15 protein-coding genes are annotated in these 14,431 nt (G+C 69.9%); 6 read left to right on the top strand and 9 right to left on the bottom strand.

Annotation, left to right across the window (positions count from 1 at the left end; genetic code table 11):
- The first annotated feature begins 26 nt into the window (after positions 1-26).
- From VGU65_RS11555 to VGU65_RS11570, 4 genes are all read left to right on the top strand, one after another.
- A complete protein-coding gene (locus VGU65_RS11555) occupies positions 27-779 on the top strand; it encodes an NYN domain-containing protein (protein ID WP_327475855.1) in 753 nt (250 codons plus the stop codon).
- Positions 772-2,127: a tRNA lysidine(34) synthetase TilS gene (gene tilS / locus VGU65_RS11560; RefSeq protein WP_327475856.1), complete on the top strand. Its 1,356-nt coding sequence runs from the start codon at positions 772-774 to the stop codon at positions 2,125-2,127. The genes VGU65_RS11555 and tilS overlap by 8 nt, the downstream gene beginning before the upstream one ends.
- A 96-nt stretch (positions 2,128-2,223) precedes the next feature.
- On the top strand, positions 2,224-2,481 hold the full coding sequence (locus VGU65_RS11565; protein ID WP_327475859.1) for an exodeoxyribonuclease VII small subunit: 258 nt from the start codon (positions 2,224-2,226) through the stop codon (positions 2,479-2,481).
- On the top strand, positions 2,441-3,376 hold the full coding sequence (locus VGU65_RS11570) for a polyprenyl synthetase family protein (RefSeq protein ID WP_327475861.1): 936 nt from the start codon (positions 2,441-2,443) through the stop codon (positions 3,374-3,376). Before VGU65_RS11565 ends, VGU65_RS11570 begins: the two co-directional genes overlap by 41 nt.
- Before the next feature lie 61 nt (positions 3,377-3,437).
- Here VGU65_RS11570 and VGU65_RS11575 read toward each other — a convergent pair whose 3' ends face one another.
- Both VGU65_RS11575 and pmbA read right to left on the bottom strand, forming a co-directional pair.
- The gene (locus tag VGU65_RS11575) at positions 3,438-3,878 is read right to left on the bottom strand and encodes a DUF4870 domain-containing protein (protein WP_414655813.1); all 441 of its coding nucleotides are present in this window, start codon (positions 3,876-3,878) and stop codon (positions 3,438-3,440) included.
- Positions 3,879-3,969: 91 nt separating this feature from the next.
- Positions 3,970-5,337, bottom strand: a complete 1,368-nt coding sequence (gene pmbA / locus VGU65_RS11580; RefSeq protein WP_414655814.1) for a metalloprotease PmbA — start codon at positions 5,335-5,337, stop codon at positions 3,970-3,972.
- An 80-nt stretch (positions 5,338-5,417) separates the two neighbouring features.
- On the opposite strand from pmbA, the gene VGU65_RS11585 reads away from it, so the two are divergent.
- Together VGU65_RS11585 and yjgA are read left to right on the top strand one after the other, a co-directional pair.
- A complete protein-coding gene (locus tag VGU65_RS11585; RefSeq protein ID WP_327475863.1) occupies positions 5,418-5,660 on the top strand; it encodes a DUF1653 domain-containing protein in 243 nt (80 codons plus the stop codon).
- On the top strand, positions 5,657-6,217 hold the full coding sequence (gene yjgA / locus VGU65_RS11590; RefSeq protein WP_327475865.1) for a ribosome biogenesis factor YjgA: 561 nt from the start codon (positions 5,657-5,659) through the stop codon (positions 6,215-6,217). The genes VGU65_RS11585 and yjgA overlap by 4 nt, the downstream gene beginning before the upstream one ends.
- A 28-nt stretch (positions 6,218-6,245) precedes the next feature.
- On the opposite strand, the gene VGU65_RS11595 is transcribed toward yjgA, so the two are convergent.
- The 7 genes from VGU65_RS11595 to VGU65_RS11625 form a co-directional block, all read right to left on the bottom strand.
- On the bottom strand, positions 6,246-7,511 hold the full coding sequence (locus VGU65_RS11595; RefSeq protein ID WP_327475867.1) for a threonine/serine exporter family protein: 1,266 nt from the start codon (positions 7,509-7,511) through the stop codon (positions 6,246-6,248).
- Positions 7,508-7,957 carry an NfeD family protein gene (locus VGU65_RS11600; protein ID WP_327475869.1) on the bottom strand — a complete coding sequence of 150 codons (450 nt, stop codon included), beginning with the start codon at positions 7,955-7,957 and terminating at the stop codon, positions 7,508-7,510. The genes VGU65_RS11595 and VGU65_RS11600 overlap by 4 nt, the downstream gene beginning before the upstream one ends.
- A gap of 173 nt (positions 7,958-8,130) precedes the next feature.
- Entirely contained in the window at positions 8,131-9,075 is a 945-nt protein-coding gene (locus VGU65_RS11605; protein WP_327475871.1) for an SPFH domain-containing protein, read from the bottom strand.
- Positions 9,076-9,144: 69 nt separating this feature from the next.
- Positions 9,145-10,527 carry a sensor histidine kinase gene (locus tag VGU65_RS11610; RefSeq protein WP_327475873.1) on the bottom strand — a complete coding sequence of 461 codons (1,383 nt, stop codon included), beginning with the start codon at positions 10,525-10,527 and terminating at the stop codon, positions 9,145-9,147.
- Positions 10,528-10,555: 28 nt separating this feature from the next.
- Positions 10,556-10,882, bottom strand: coding sequence for a hypothetical protein (locus VGU65_RS11615; protein WP_327475875.1), 327 nt, complete (start codon positions 10,880-10,882; stop codon positions 10,556-10,558).
- Between the two features lie 138 nt (positions 10,883-11,020).
- A complete protein-coding gene (locus VGU65_RS11620) occupies positions 11,021-12,358 on the bottom strand; it encodes a sigma-54-dependent transcriptional regulator (RefSeq protein WP_327475877.1) in 1,338 nt (445 codons plus the stop codon).
- A 215-nt stretch (positions 12,359-12,573) separates the two neighbouring features.
- Entirely contained in the window at positions 12,574-14,373 is a 1,800-nt protein-coding gene (locus VGU65_RS11625; protein WP_327475878.1) for a DUF885 domain-containing protein, read from the bottom strand.
- Positions 14,374-14,431 lie beyond the last annotated feature (58 nt).

The raw sequence follows: 14,431 nt of genomic DNA on the forward strand, positions 1-14,431 counted from the left end.
GCCACCTTGTCCTTAAGGGCCGCGCCATGGCCGACCATGCCAAGCTCGCCGTGCTGATCGACGCCGACAACGCCCAGCCCGGGCTGGCCGAGGGCCTGCTGGCGGAGGTCGCCCGCTATGGCACCGCCCACGTCAAGCGCGCCTACGGCGACTGGACCGACAGCCACCTGCGCGGCTGGAAGGACCAGCTGCTCGATTTCTCGATCCAGCCGATCCAGCAGTTCGGCTATACCCGGGGCAAGAACGCCACCGACTCGGCGATGATCATCGACGCGATGGACCTGCTCTACACCGGCCGCTTCGACGGCTTCTGCATCGTCTCCAGCGACAGCGACTTCACCACGCTGGCCCGGCGCATCCGCGAGTCGGGCCTGACCGTCTACGGCTTCGGCGAACGCAAGACGCCCGGGCCGTTCGTCGCCGCCTGCGACCGCTTCATCTACACCGACGTGCTGGGCAAGCCCGACGGCGGCGAGGAAAAGCCGGCCGAACCGGCCCAGCGCAAGAGCGCGCAGGAATTGCGCCAGGACGCACGGCTGGTCAACCTGCTGCGCGACGCCATCGAGGACGCCGCCGACGATTCGGGCTGGGCCGGACTGGGTGCGGTCGGCAGCATCGTCAGCAAGCGCGCGCCGGAGTTCGACTCGCGCAACTGGGGCTATGCCAAACTGAGCGGGCTGATCGGCGCGATCGGGCTGTTCCAGGCCGAGGAGCGCCAGGTCGGCAACGGCAAGCACATCTACGTGCGCAACAAGAAAAAACCGGCCAGCCGTGAGTAGGCCGCTCACGCTGCCCGACGCGTTGCGCCACGCCATGGGCATTCATGTCGATGGCGCGCTGTGCGTGGCCTTCAGCGGCGGCCCCGATTCCACCGCGCTGCTGCACGCGCTGGCGACGCTGCCGCAGGCGCGCGCACGCGGCCTGCGCGCGCTGCACGTGGATCACGGACTGCACGCGGACAGCGGCGGCTGGGCCACACAGGCACAGGCGTTCTGCGCCTCGCTGGGAATCGCCTGCGAGGTGCTGCAAGTCGACGTGCCGCGGGAGTCCGGCGAGGGCCCAGAAGCCGCCGCGCGCCATGCCCGATACGCCGCCTTCGCACAAGCGATCCGGCCCGGTGAATGGCTGCTGCTGGGCCATCACCGCGACGACCAGGTCGAGACCGTGCTGCTCAAGCTGCTGCGCGGCGCAGGACCACGGGGCCTGGGCGGCATGCGGGCGGTCCGTCCGCTCGGTGCCGGCCAGCTCTGGCGGCCGCTGCTCGGACTGCCGCGCGAAGTGCTGGGCGCCTACGTGCAGGAGCATCGGCTGCCCCACATCGACGATCCGTCCAACCGCGACACCACGCTGGCACGCAACCACCTGCGGCACGAGATACTGCCGCGCCTGCACCGCTACTTTCCGCAGGCGGTCGATTCGATCCTGCACAGCGCGAGGCTCTGCCGTGCCGCGGACGAGGCCCTGCGTACCCATTGGCTCGGCGCCTTCCCTGCAGTGCACGACGAGGCGACCGGCAGCCTCGACGCCGAGGCGTGGATGGCGCTCGCCTCCGCCTTGCGCGAACCCCTGCTCGACCATTGGCTGCACGCGCGCGGGCTGGCCGCGCCCACCGCCGCGCAACGCCGGCAGATCGAGCGCCAATGCCAAGCCCGCGCGGGCCGGCAGCCGTGCGTGCGATGGCCCGGGGTCGAGCTGCACATCTGGAAGGGACGCCTGTGGGCAGGCGCCCCACGGCCACCGTTCGACCCGCACTGGGAGGCTTGCTGGCACGGCGAGACGCTGGCCTTGCCAGGAGGCGGCCGGCTCATGCTCGATCCGGCCAGCCGCCTGCCCTCGCCGCTCGTCGTGCGCCTGCGCCGGGGCGGCGAGCGGATCAGGCCTGCCGGCGACCGGCACACCCGGGAACTGCGTGACCTGTTCCAGCAAGCCGCGTTGCCGCCATGGCGCCGCGAAACCTGCCCTTTGCTCTACGCGGGAGAAACGCTGATCGCCGTCGCCGACCTGTGGCAGACGGCGCAGGCCGCCGCGCTGTTCGACACCCTGGGCGCACATCCACGCTGGATGCCGGCCAACTGGAGGGATGCAGGCTCTGCCGTACCGGAGGAAAAGTCCGGTAGCGGAAATTGAAGCAGCAGCTAAGGCCTCGTCGACGCATCGCGCCAAAGGGTCGAATGCGGCGCGAAACATTGATTCCCGCACCCCGCTGCGCTAGCGTTGCGGCCCATGGCCAAACCCGCTTCTGCCCCCGCGGAAACCCCGTCCGTCGCCGACTTCGAGCATTCGCTGGACGAGCTCGAGCAACTGGTGGCGCGCATGGAAGGCGGCGAATTGAGCCTGGACGAATCGCTGGCCTCCTTCGAGCGCGGCATCGGCCTCTACCGCCATTGCCAGCAGGCCCTGGACCAGGCCGAGCTGCGCGTGCGCCTGCTGCTCGATCCCGATGCGCCCGACGACGCCGAACCCTTCGAACCCGAATCCTGACGCGCCGCCCGAACTCGGCCCCCGGCTGCTCGCGCTGACCGCGCGCGCCGATGCTGCGCTCGCGCGCGTGCTGCCCTCCGAGCAACAGCCGCCGCTGGAACTGCATCGCGCCATGCGCTACGCCGTGCTCGGCGGCGGCAAGCGCCTGCGCCCGCTGCTGGTCTACGGCGCCGGTCATGCGCTCGGCACGGACGGCGCCGAGCTGGACGCCTCCGCCTGCGCGGTCGAGCTGATTCATGCCTACTCGCTGGTGCACGACGACCTGCCGGCGATGGATGACGACGCGCTGCGGCGCGGCCGCCCGACCTGCCACGTGGTGTACGGCGAGGCCATGGCGATCCTGGCAGGCGACGCCCTGCAGGCGCTCGCCTTCGAGATCCTCGCGCACGATCCGCACGGCGACACCGACGCCAGGCGCATGCTCCAGATGCTGCGCGTGCTCGGCCGCGCCTGCGGCGCCGAGGGCATGGCCGGTGGGCAGGCGCTGGACCTGGCCGCGGTGGGGCGCAAACTCACGCTGGCCGAGCTGGAGCACATGCATGCCTGCAAGACCGGAGCACTGATCCGTACCGCGGTGCGGCTGGGCGCGCTCGCCGCCGGCGCGGATGCGGCGGCGCTGGAGGCGCTGGACCGCTATGCCGCTGCCGTGGGCCTGGCCTTCCAGGTACGCGACGACATCCTCGACGTGGAAGGCGAGTCGGCGGTGATCGGCAAGACCGCCGGCAAGGACGCGGCAGCGGACAAGCCGACGTTCCCTTCGATCATCGGGTTGGATGCCTCGCGCGCACGCTTGGCCGAACTGACGGGCAGCGCCCTGCAGGCGATCGGTGAATTCGGTGCGCGGGGCGAACTGCTGGAAGAACTGGCGCTCTACGCCGCCAACCGCGCGCACTGAGCGGCGGGCACCCCAGGCTGCGGAAAAAGGCGGGCCCGCCCACAGGCCCGCCCGTCGATGGTCAATGGATGAAGCGCAAGGTGAACGGATAGCGATAGCGCTCGCCTTCGTTCGCCTTGATCGCGGCGATGATCACGAACACCAGCCAGGCCAGGCCCAGCAGTATCACCAGCGGGATGCCGATCAGCACGAAGACGAGAATCCAGCACACCGCGGCCGCGATGGCCACGGTGATGTTGAAGTTGAGGGCTTCCTTGGCCTGGTCGTCGACGAAAGGCATCGTGTCTTTCTTGATCAGCCAGATCACCAGCGGCCCGATCAGGCAGCCCAGGCCGAAGAAATGGCTGGTGACCAGTCCGCCCAGCAGGGCCGACAGATGCGCGAACAGCGCCCACTGGCGCTCCTCGCGGCTGGGCATGCCGACGGCATCCAGCGGTTCGGGCGGCGGTACCGGCTCATGCGGCGGTGGGGGCGGGACGACGGAATCGGGTGGAACGCTCATGCGTGTCTCCTCTTACCTTCGATGACCCCGGCGATCGCGCCGGTGCGGCGATGCTAGCAAAGCCGTACCGCGATGCCATAGGCAGTTCGGGCTACTGGCCGGCAACGGTCATCCGGTCGAGCAGGATCGAGCCGGTGAGGATCTGCGCCCGCCGATCCACGTCGCTGCCCACGGCCACGATGCCCGCGAACATGTCGCGCAGGTTGGCCGCGATGGTGATCTCCTCCACCGGATAGGCGATCTGCCCGCGCTCGACCCAGAAGCCCGCCGCACCGCGTGAATAGTCGCCCGTGAGGGTGTTCACCCCCTGCCCCATCACCTCGGTGACCACCAGCCCGGTGTCCATGCGCCTGAGCAGCCCGGCGAAGTCGTCCTGCCCCGGCTCGACCAGCAGGTTGTGGATGCCACCCGCGTTGCCGGTGGATTCCAGCCCCAGCTTGCGGGCCGAATAGCTGCCCAGGATGTAGCGTGCCAGCACGCCGTGCTCGATCAGCGCACTGTCGGCGGTGGCCACGCCCTCGGCGTCGAACGCACCCGAACCCATGCCGCGCGGCAGCAGCGGGCGCTCGATGATGTTCATCCATTCGGGCATGACGCGCTTGCCGGCATGGTCGACCAGGAAACTCGCGCGGCGATAGAGCGCACCGCCGCTCACCGCGCTCACCAGGTGGCCAATCAGGCCGCGGGCGAGCTCCGGCACGAACAGCACCGGGCACTGGCGCGTGCCCAGGCTGCGCGAGTCCAGGCGCGCGAGCGTGCGCTCGGCCGCCTTGTCGCCCAGCGCCTGCGCGCTCATGAAGTCGCCCGGTGCGCGCACGCTGTCGTACCAGTAGTCGCGCTGCATGCGGTCGCCTTCGCCTGCGATCAGCGACAGCGACAGCGCATGCCGCGTGGCCCGCTCGCGCCCGACGAAGCCGTGCGAGTTGGCGTACACCGACAGTGTCTGGCCGGCCTGCACGGCGGCGCCGTCGGAATTGGTGATGCCTGCGTGCGCGCGGCCGGCGGCTTCGATCTGCTTGCCCAGCTCGATCGCTTCTGGCGTGTCGATGTCCCACGGATGCCACAGGTCCAGATCGGGGAACTGCGTGGCCATGCGCCGCGCGTCGGCCAGGCCCGCCGCCGGATCGGCCTCGGTGTAGCGGGCGATGGCGCAGGCCTGCTCCAGCGTGGCCTGCACGGAGGCCGGGTTGAGATCGGCGGTGCTGGCCGTGCCCTTGTGCTGACCGAAGTAGACGGTCAGCCCGAAGCCGCGGTCGCGCGTGTGCTCGACCGTCTCCACCTCGCCCAGTCGCACGTTGACGTTGAGTCCGGTATCGATGCTCGCGGCGACCTCCGCTGCGCTGGCACCCGCGGCGCGTGCGCGGCGGATCACCTCCTCGGCAAGCTCGGCCAGTCGGGCGAGTTCCTGCTGGCTGGCATCGGCGGGCGACGCGGCTGCACTCACGGGGGCTGCACTCACGGGGCGTTCCTTCGGACAGGTAGAATGGAGGGCGACTTCCGGACATGGGGTCGCCTTCGCGCAATCAAAGGGAGCGCGCCGTGACACCGGTCGCCGGCATCTACCGACACTACAAGGGCCAGCGTTACGAGGTGGTCGGCGTGGCCCGCCACAGCGAGACGCTGGAGGAGCTGGTCGTCTACCGCGCCCTCTATGGCGATCACGGACTGTGGGTGCGCCCTGCAGCCATGTTCGCCCAAACCGTCCTCGTCGGCGGCGTACCCGTCCCCCGCTTCGCGCTGGAATCGCCCGCGCCAGCCCCCGAACCCATGGAACACCCGTGAGCCCCAGCCGCAGCCGAAACCAGACCGAACTCGACGAGCAGGACTACGGCCCCAGCCGCACCCAGCAGCGCAGGGAGGCGCTCGCCGTGCTGGCGCTCGCAACCCAGCTGGTCGAGCTGCCGCCCAGTCGGCTGGCCCGGCTCGAGTTGCCCGAGGACGTGCTCGAGGAAATCGCCAACGTGCGGCGGATCAGCTCGCACATCGCGCGCAAGCGCCAGCTGGGGTTCCTGGCCAAGAAGATGCGTCGCCACGACGAGGCGGTGTTCGACAGCGTGCGTGCGGAACTGGGCGAGAACCGCGAGCGCCAGCGGCAGGAAACCGCGGCCATGCATCGCCTCGAGACGCTGCGCGAGCGCCTGCTCGAAGACGACGAGGCCGCGGCCACGCTGATCGCCGAGCACCCCTCCGTCGATCGCCAGCACCTGCGCTCGCTGGTCCGCCAGGCGCGCAGCGAGCGCGCGGCGAACAAGCCCCCGCGCGCGTACCGGGAGATCTTCCAGCTGCTCAAGGAGCTGCAGCAGGACGAGGGCGAAGGCGACGAGGAAACCGGCGACTGAGGCGAATCCCTGCCGCTGCCCCGCCCGGCTAGAGCGACCGGCGCGGCGACACCAGCAGGTCGCCGAACAGCAGCCCCGCCACCAGCGAGATCAGCAGCGTGATGAGCAGGATGAAGCTGTCCATACCCAGCGTGGTGTCGCGCTCGAACAGGTAGGACACGCTGCGGAAACCCACGCTGCCCGGCACCAGCAGGATGATCCCGGGCTCGCGCACCACCGCGCCGGGCCGGTGCATGTAGCGCGCATAGAGGTTGGCCAGCGCGCCCAGCAACAATCCGCCGAGGAACACGCCGAACGGCGCACCCGGGATCGCGCCCGACAGCAGGCCGCCCCAGCGCGTGGCCAGGTAGCCTACGAAGACCGCGCCGACCACGACCGGCCAGTCCCGCCGCGCGGCGCGGAACAGTATGGCGAAGCCCAGCGCGCCGATCAGCAATGAAGGCCAGTCGGTCCACGGCGGCAACGCCGGCAGGGCGCGCGCGCTAGGGTGGATGCCCAGCGCCGCGCAGACCTGGCTGGCCGCAACGGTTCCGAAGGTGAGCTTGAGCAGCGTGGCGATGGCGCCGCCCATGCGCGCCATGCCCGAGACAAGGTGCTGGCTGGAGATCTCGCGCACCGCCGTGGTTAGCGACATGCCCGGCACCAGCACGATCAGCGCCGCCAGCACCACCGACTTGACCGCCAGCGGCACCACGAAGGCGCTGACCACGATCGCGCCGGCCGTCGCCACCAGCGCGCTGATGGCGTCGCTGGCCACCGCCAGCCGCGGCCGTGTGGCCGAGAGCACGGTTATCAGCCCGATCACCAGGCCGATCGCGCCGGCCACCACCAGGTCGACCCAGGAACTGTGCAGGAACAGCGCCGCGATGCTGGCGGCGGACAGGCCGTAACTGCCCACCACCGCCGCCTGCGCGCGGCGCGTGTCCGGTCGGCCCAGCACGCGCAGCAGGCGGAAACCCTCGCGCAGGTCCAGCTCGCCGGCGATCGCGCGGTCGGCGATCGCGTCGGCCTCGCACAGCCGCGCCAGGTTGACGTCGCCCGGCGAAAGCCGCATCACCTGCGTGACCTGCGCCAGGCCCTCCTCGCCGCGGCTCACCTCGGCGAAGGAAATGATGATCGCGGTGGGGCTGGACCATACGTCCGCGGCCAGGCCCAGCCGCAGCGCCGAACCCGCTATGGCCGTCTCCAGGCGTTGCGCCGAGGTGCCGTACTGGTGCAACCGGCGCGCCAGTTCGACCAGGAAGGCGATCCGTGTGTCCAGCGCCGCCTGCGCCGCACCCGTCGGTGCGTTCATGCGGCCGGCCGCACCTTGAGGGTGTTGCCGTCCACGCCGATCACTTCCACGTTGGCGCCCAGCGGCAGGTCAGGCCCGTTCACCAGCCACTCGCCGTCGCCCACGCGCGCCCGGCCGCGGCCATTGACGATGGGCTCGATCAGCACGTAGCGCTGGCCGACCAGTTGCTCGCCGCGGCGGTTGAGCCGCTCGCCGGCCGCGTCCCCGCGGCGCAGCCGCGGCCGCAGCACGTAGGCGTAGAGCGCGCAGGCGAGCAGTGCGCACACGGTGAAGGCCACCGCCTGCGCCAGCAGCGACATGCCCGGCAGCAGCCAGGCGAGCACGCCGGTGGCGCCCGCGCCGATGCCGATCCAGAGCAGGAAATAGCCCGGCAGGGCCACCTCCAGCGCAATCAGCAGCAGGGCCAGTAGCCACCAGAGGTGATGGACGGCGAGGGAGGCGAACATGCGGGACTCCGGCTGGATGGTGCGATGGTGTCGCCGCCGGGCGACGGCGGCAAGCTCGGGATGGCCGGCACCTCGCCCTTCACCTGTCGGCACTTGGGGGATGGGACCGGAGGTGGCGCTCGAGGCTCGAGCTTCCCCACGGGAAAGCTGCCGACCGATGAGGGCGGTCTGCCTCAGCGCGGCGGCGGTACCGCCTTCGGCGCCCCCTGCTGCGAAAGCGATTCCTTCGCCAGCTCCGCAATGCCCGCCAGCGAGCCGATGATGCCGGTGGCCTCCATCGGCAGCAGCAACATCTTCTGGTTGGGCGAGTGCGCAATCTCCTTCAGCGCCTCGACGTACTTGTTGGCGACGAAGTAGTTGAGCGCGTTGAGATTGCCGTTGGCGATCGCGTCGGAAACCATCTTGGTCGCCTCGGCCTCGGCCTCGGCCAGGCGGATGCGCGCCTCGGCCTCGCGGAAGGCGGCCTCCTTCTTGCCCTCGGCCGCCAGGATGGCGCTCTGCTTCTCGCCGTCGGCCTTGAGAATCGCAGCCTGCTTGAAGCCCTCGGCCTCCAGGATATTGGCGCGCTTCTCGCGCTCGGCCTTCATCTGCCGCGCCATCGAGTCGATCAGGTCGCGCGGCGGCGCGATGTCCTTGATCTCGATGCGGTTGACCTTGACCCCCCACGGGTGGGTGGCCTCGTCGACCACGCGCAGCAGCTGCGCATTGATCGCGTCGCGCTTGCTCAAGGATTCGTCCAGGTCCATCGAGCCCAGCACGGTGCGGATGTTGGTCATCACCAGCGCCAGCGAGGCCTGCTCCAGGTTGGCCACCTCGTAGGCCGCCTTGGCCGCGTCCAGCACCTGGTAGAACACCACGCCGTCCACGCGCACGACGGCGTTGTCCTTGGTGATGACATCCTGCGAAGGCACGTCCAGCACCTGCTCCATCATGTTCATCTTGGCGCCGATCCCCTGGTAGATCGGGATCAGGAAATGCAGGCCGGGATTGAGCGTGCGCGTGTAGCGGCCGAAGGTCTCCACCGTCCACTCGTAGCCCTGCGGCACGATGCGCACCAGCTTGGCGATCACGATCACCACCAGCACGACCAGCACCGCGGCTATCAGCAGATTGCCCATGACTCCCCCCTCCTGTGGTTGAACGGCGAGTATAGGCGAGCCGGCCCGCCGGGCAGGCTATGGCACGCGCTACGCGCCCGATGCGCGCAGCGGCAGCAGCAGGCTCACGCGCAGGCCGCCGCCCTCGCGGTTGGCCAGCGTGATGCGCCCGCCGTGCGCCTCGGTGATCTCGCGCGCCAACGCCAGGCCCAACCCGGTGCCCGAGCGCTTGGTCGAATAGAAAGGCAACAGCGCCTGCGCCAGCACCGTCTCGCTCATGCCCGGGCCGCGGTCGGCCACCTCGATGCGCCAGTCGTGACCGACCTGCGCGAGCGCCAGCGTCACGCCATCCTCGGCTCCGCCGGCTTCGTGCGCGTTCTTGATCAGGTTGATCAGCACCTGCTCGATCTGCGCCGCATCGAACCATCCCGGCTCGGTCGGCACCTGGCCGACCAGCTGATAGCGGCAATGCAGCGCGAGGCTGTCCAGGAACGCCTGCCAGTCGATCGGCTGCGGTTGCGGCGTGGGCAGCTTGGCGAAGCTGGCGTAGCCGGCGATGAAGCCGTGCAGGTGGCGGGCGCGCTCGCCGATCGTGGCGAACACCCCGGGCAGCCGCGCCAGGTCGTTGCGCCGCGCCAGCTCCGCACCCGAGTGTGCGAGGGAGGAAATCGGCGCCAGCGAATTGTTGAGCTCGTGGCTGATCACGCGGATCACCCGCTTCCAGGTCGCCACTTCCTGCCGCGAAAGCTCGCGCGTCATGCGCCGGAACGAGTACAGCTTGTGCGGCCGCCCCTGCAGGCGGAACAGCCGCTGCGAGAGATGGAAGGTCTCCTCGGCGCCGTCCATCGGCACGGTGAGCAACGCGTCCTCGCCGCTTTCCACGGCGTGGCGCAGCGCCTCGGGAACCTTGAGCAGCAACTCGCCGAAATCCAGCCCGTTGAGGCTGCGGCCCTCATTGAACAGGTGCCGCGCGGCGATGTTGGCGTAGGCGACGCGGCCCTGCGCATTGGCCAGCACCAGCGCCACGGGCGTGTGCTGCACCACCGTGTCCAGCAGCAGCTCGCGCTGCACCAGGTGCTGGCGCTGCTCACGCAAGGTCTGGCCCAGCGTGTTGTGCATGCGGATCAGGTCGCCCAGCTCGTCGCGCCGGTCGGCCGAGATGGAAAAGCTGAAGTCGCCGTCGCGGAAGCTGGCCACCGCCCCTTCGAGCGCGCGCAGCAGGCGACGGATCGGCGACATCACCTGCGAGCCGAGCCAGAGCAGCAGCGGCAGCAATACCACCATGCTCGCCAGCAGGGCGCCGGATATGCCCGGCAGGGTCGGCAGATGGGTGCCGAAGCGCGGATCATGGCGCAGCCAGGAGAGCAGCTGCGGCAACGGCCACTGGGTGATGCCGGCATAGACCATCGCCCCGCTGAAGCTGGCCAGCATCAGCAGCCCGGTCAGGCGGATCTGCAGTGACCTCAGTTGCATGCGGGGCTCCGGCTGCGCACTGCCTCGGTCAGTGGCATGCGGGGTCCATCGGCGTCTCGGGGCAGCTCACAGCGGGACGGCCGTTGCGGTCCACCGAGCCCATGCCGCCGACCGCGGCCCGACCCGAACGCTCCTGCGCGGCGTTGCCCGGCAGTTCCATGGGATTGCGCCGCTCCTTGAACTTGAAGTGGGAGCTGGGCTCGCGCTGCGCGGCCGGGTCCACGCCGCCCGAGCGGTAGCTCGCCGTGGACGCCGGGACCGGGGTGCTCCAGCTGTCGCTGGCCTGCGGGACGCTCTGGGCCTGTACCGCCCCCGCGGCAAGCAGGGCGGCGAACATGAAGGCGAGAGTGCGCATGGTCGGGGTTCCTTGGGTGAGGGTGCCGATAATCCCGCGGCCCTCCGATGGCGGCAACCGCCGGAAGGCCTGGTTCGCGTGCGGGCATCTGCTCACCGAGTTCTTCCCCCGCGAAGGCGGGGGAAGGGCCAGGCTCCTTCAACTGGTCGCCAGGCCGTAGCGCTCCATGCGCCGGTAAAGCGCCTGGCGCGAGAGGCCCAGCGACTGCGCGGCGCGGCTCACCACGCCGTCCGCTCGCTGCAGCGCGCTCTCCACCGCCTCGCGGCTGGGCTCGTCCAGGTTGCGGGCGACCGCGGGCGTGTGCTGCGGCAGGTTCAGCAGCTGCGGCGTGACCACCCCATCGGTGGCCAGCAGCGCGGCGCGCTCGATCGCATTCTTGAGCTCGCGCACGTTGCCCGGCCAGGGATAGCTCACCAGCGCCTCGCGCGCCGCATCGCCCAATTCCGCGCGGCCATCGAGGAAATGCTCGGCCAGCGGCACGATGTCGTCGGTGCGCTCGGCCAGCGGCGGCAGGTTCACCTCGATCACGTTGAGGCGGTAGTAGAGGTCCTCGCGGAAGGTGCCGGCCCGCACCATCGCCTTGAGGTCGGCGTTGGTCGCCGAAAGCACGCGCACCTTGACCTGCCGCGTGCGGCCCGAACCCAGCCGCTCGAACTGGCCGGTCTCCAGCACGCGCAGCAGCTTGACCTGGCCGGGCAGCGGCAGGTTGCCGATCTCGTCCAGGAACAGCGTGCCTCCGTCGGCCAGCTCGAAGCGCCCCTCGCGCGCCTTGTTGGCGCCGGTATAGGCGCCGGCGTCGGCGCCGAACAGCTCCGCCTCGATCAGCTCGCCCGGCAGCGCGCCGCAGTTGACCGCAACGAACGGCCCGCTGCGCACCGGCGAGTTCGCGTGCACGATGCAGGCGATGCGCTCCTTGCCTGCGCCGTTGGGCCCGGTGATCAGCACCGGCACGTGCGAGCGGGCCACCTGGCAGGCGAGCTCCAGCGTCTGCGCCATCGCGTCGGAGGCGAACACCAGGCTGTCCAGCTCGTAGGTCTGGCGCAGCACCTCGCGGCGGCGGCGACGCTCGCGGCGGGTACGGTTGACCTCGCGGGTGGACTCCGACAGCTCCAGCAGGTTCTCGACCGTCGCCAGCAGCTTGGTGTCGTCCCAGGGCTTGGCCACGTAGTCGGCCGCGCCGGCCTTGACCAGCTCCACCGCGGTTTCCAGGTGGGTCCATGCGGTCAGCAGGATCACCGGCAGGTCGGTGTGCCGCTGGCGGATGGCGCGGAACAGCGCCACCCCCTCCTCGCCCGAGGTGGTGTCGGCGGTGAAGTTCATGTCCTGGATCACCACGTCGACCAGCTCGCGGTCGAGCATGGCCAGCCCCTCCTGGGGCGTGAGCGCGGTCAGCGGGCGGATGTCGTGCAGCGAGAGCAGCAGCGACAGGGCTTCGCCCACCGCGGGGTTGTCGTCGATGATGAGGACGGTTCGCATCTTTTTCCTGCACATGCCGGCATGGATGCATCTCCACGCCAAAAGGTTGCTTTTTGCTCCCTCTCCCCCGGCCTCTGCCGGGGGAGAGGGGGGGGAGGCTCCTGGCTCTTACAAGCATGCCTCAATGAAAAGGCAAAGGCCTCCCCCTCTCCCAACCCTCTCCCCCGGCAGGGCCGGGGGAGGGGGCTCGATCCGGCAGCCAGGGCTTCGTGGCCTCAGGCCTTGGCCTTCTGCGCCGCGATCCAGCCATCCACGCGCTGCTCGAGCACGTCCAGCGGCAGCGCGCCGCCGCCCAGCACCTCGTCGTGGAAGGCGCGGATGTCGAACTTCGCGCCCAGCGCCTGCCTGGCCCGCGAACGCAACTCCAGGATCTTCAGCTGGCCCATCTTGTAGGCCAGCGCCTGGCTGGGCCAGGTGACGTAGCGGTCGGTCTCGGCCTGGATGCTGGGCTCGTCCTCGCTGGAATGCGCGTGGAAGAAATCCACCATCTGCGCCCGGGTCCAGTGCTTGTAGTGCACGCCGGTGTCCAGCACCAGGCGATCGGCGCGCAGCAGTTCGTCGGACAGGTGGCCGTAGTAGGACAGCGGGTCCTGGTAGAAGCCGACCTCCTTGCCCAGCTGCTCGGCGTACAGTGCCCAGCCTTCGACATAGGCGGTGTAGCCGGCCTGCTGGCGGAACGGCGGCAGCGCCGGCAGCGTCTGCGCGATGGAGATCTGCATGTGATGCCCGGGGATACCCTCGTGGTAGGCGGTCGACTCGATCGACAGCACGCTGCGGTGGGCGTAGTCGCTGGTGTTGACGAAGATCTGCCCCGGCCGCGAGCCGTCCGGCGCGCCCTGGTGGTACTCGGCGCCCGGCGCTTCCTTTTCGCGGAACGGTTCGACCGGCATCACCACCACGTCGGTCTTGGGCAGCAGCCCGAACAGCTTGGGCAACTGCGGCTTCATCTGCGCGAGGTATCCGCGGTAGCGCTCGAGGATGTCTTCGCGCGATTTCGCATGCACCTTGGGATTGGTCTGGAGCGCCGCGCGGAAGCTGGCCAGGTCCTTGTAGCCCTGTGCCTTGGCGATGGCGGTCATCTCGCCCTCGATGCGCTTGACCTCGGCCAGGCCGATCGCATGGATCTCGGCCGGGCTCTTGTCGGTGGTCGTGGTCTGGCGCACCAGGAAGCGGTAGATCGCATCGCCCTGGGGCAACTGCCACACGCCCGGCTGGCTGCGCCCGTGCGGGGCATAGTCCTTCGCCACGAAGTCGCCCAGCCTGGCGTAAGCCGGGCGCACCTGGCCGTCGATCGCCGCCAGGATCGCCTGCTTCAGCCGCGCCTGGTCGGCGGCGGACACGCTCTTGGGGAAGTGCTTCAGCGGCTCGGCGAACACGCTGTCCATGCCGGCCGGCCGCTGGATGCTGGCGATCTGCTGCACCACCTTCTCCAGCAGGTACTTCGGCGGCATCATGCCGTCGCGCAGGCCCTGGCGCGCCACCTCCACGGTCTGGTCGAACAGCCTGGGCACCGCCTTCAGGCGCGCCAGGTAATCCTCGTATTCCCTGATGTTGTCGAACGGAATCGAGCTGACGAAGCCGGCCAGCTGCAGATGGATGCCGCTCATCTGCTCCAGCGGCATCTCGTTGAGTTTGAAGTCCAGGCTGGTGAGGCTGTCCTCGAGCTGGCGCACCATCAGCCGCTGGTTGAGCGCGTCCTCGTCGGGAAAGCCGCGGGTGTCGATCGCCTCGAAGCGCCGCAGGAAGTCTTCGGTCACCTTGCGCTCGGCCGCGGTGTGCGCCAGCGACACGTCGCTCCAGCGGTCGTTGTAGCGCAGGTCGCCCAGGATGGTGGCGAATTCGGGCGAGTTCTCCAGCGTGTGCTGCCACTGCTCGGCCAGCAGTGCATCGAGCGCCTTGACGCGCGCGGCCACGTCCGCCGGCGCGACTTGCGTGGAAGCCGTGTCGCGTGCGCTGGCGGCCAGCGGCATCGCCGTCAGCAGGGCCGTACACAGCATCAAGGGTCGCAGTTTCATCGTCCGTCCTTTCTCCTGGAAAAGCAGATTGTGACCGCGGTGAACCGGCCGGCTCCCG

Source organism: Frateuria sp. (genome assembly GCF_035943815.1).
Taxonomy (GTDB): Bacteria; Pseudomonadota; Gammaproteobacteria; order Xanthomonadales; family Rhodanobacteraceae; genus Frateuria_A.

Excerpts from the sequence above, each read along its gene's own strand:
- VGU65_RS11615 (WP_327475875.1), bottom strand. The coding sequence starts at position 10,882 with ATGCGCACTCTCGCCTTCATGTTCGCCGCCCTGCTTGCCGCGGGGGCG.
- VGU65_RS11610 (WP_327475873.1), bottom strand. The coding sequence starts at position 10,527 with ATGCAACTGAGGTCACTGCAGATCCGCCTGACCGGGCTGCTGATGCTG.
- VGU65_RS11555 (WP_327475855.1), top strand. The coding sequence starts at position 27 with ATGGCCGACCATGCCAAGCTCGCCGTGCTGATCGACGCCGACAACGCC.
- VGU65_RS11625 (WP_327475878.1), bottom strand. The coding sequence starts at position 14,373 with ATGAAACTGCGACCCTTGATGCTGTGTACGGCCCTGCTGACGGCGATG.
- VGU65_RS11605 (WP_327475871.1), bottom strand. The coding sequence starts at position 9,075 with ATGGGCAATCTGCTGATAGCCGCGGTGCTGGTCGTGCTGGTGGTGATC.
- VGU65_RS11575 (WP_414655813.1), bottom strand. The coding sequence starts at position 3,878 with ATGAGCGTTCCACCCGATTCCGTCGTCCCGCCCCCACCGCCGCATGAG.
- VGU65_RS11600 (WP_327475869.1), bottom strand. The coding sequence starts at position 7,957 with ATGTTCGCCTCCCTCGCCGTCCATCACCTCTGGTGGCTACTGGCCCTG.
- VGU65_RS11620 (WP_327475877.1), bottom strand. The coding sequence starts at position 12,358 with ATGCGAACCGTCCTCATCATCGACGACAACCCCGCGGTGGGCGAAGCC.
- VGU65_RS11570 (WP_327475861.1), top strand. The coding sequence starts at position 2,441 with ATGCGCCCGACGACGCCGAACCCTTCGAACCCGAATCCTGACGCGCCG.
- VGU65_RS11595 (WP_327475867.1), bottom strand. The coding sequence starts at position 7,511 with ATGAACGCACCGACGGGTGCGGCGCAGGCGGCGCTGGACACACGGATC.
- VGU65_RS11565 (WP_327475859.1), top strand. The coding sequence starts at position 2,224 with ATGGCCAAACCCGCTTCTGCCCCCGCGGAAACCCCGTCCGTCGCCGAC.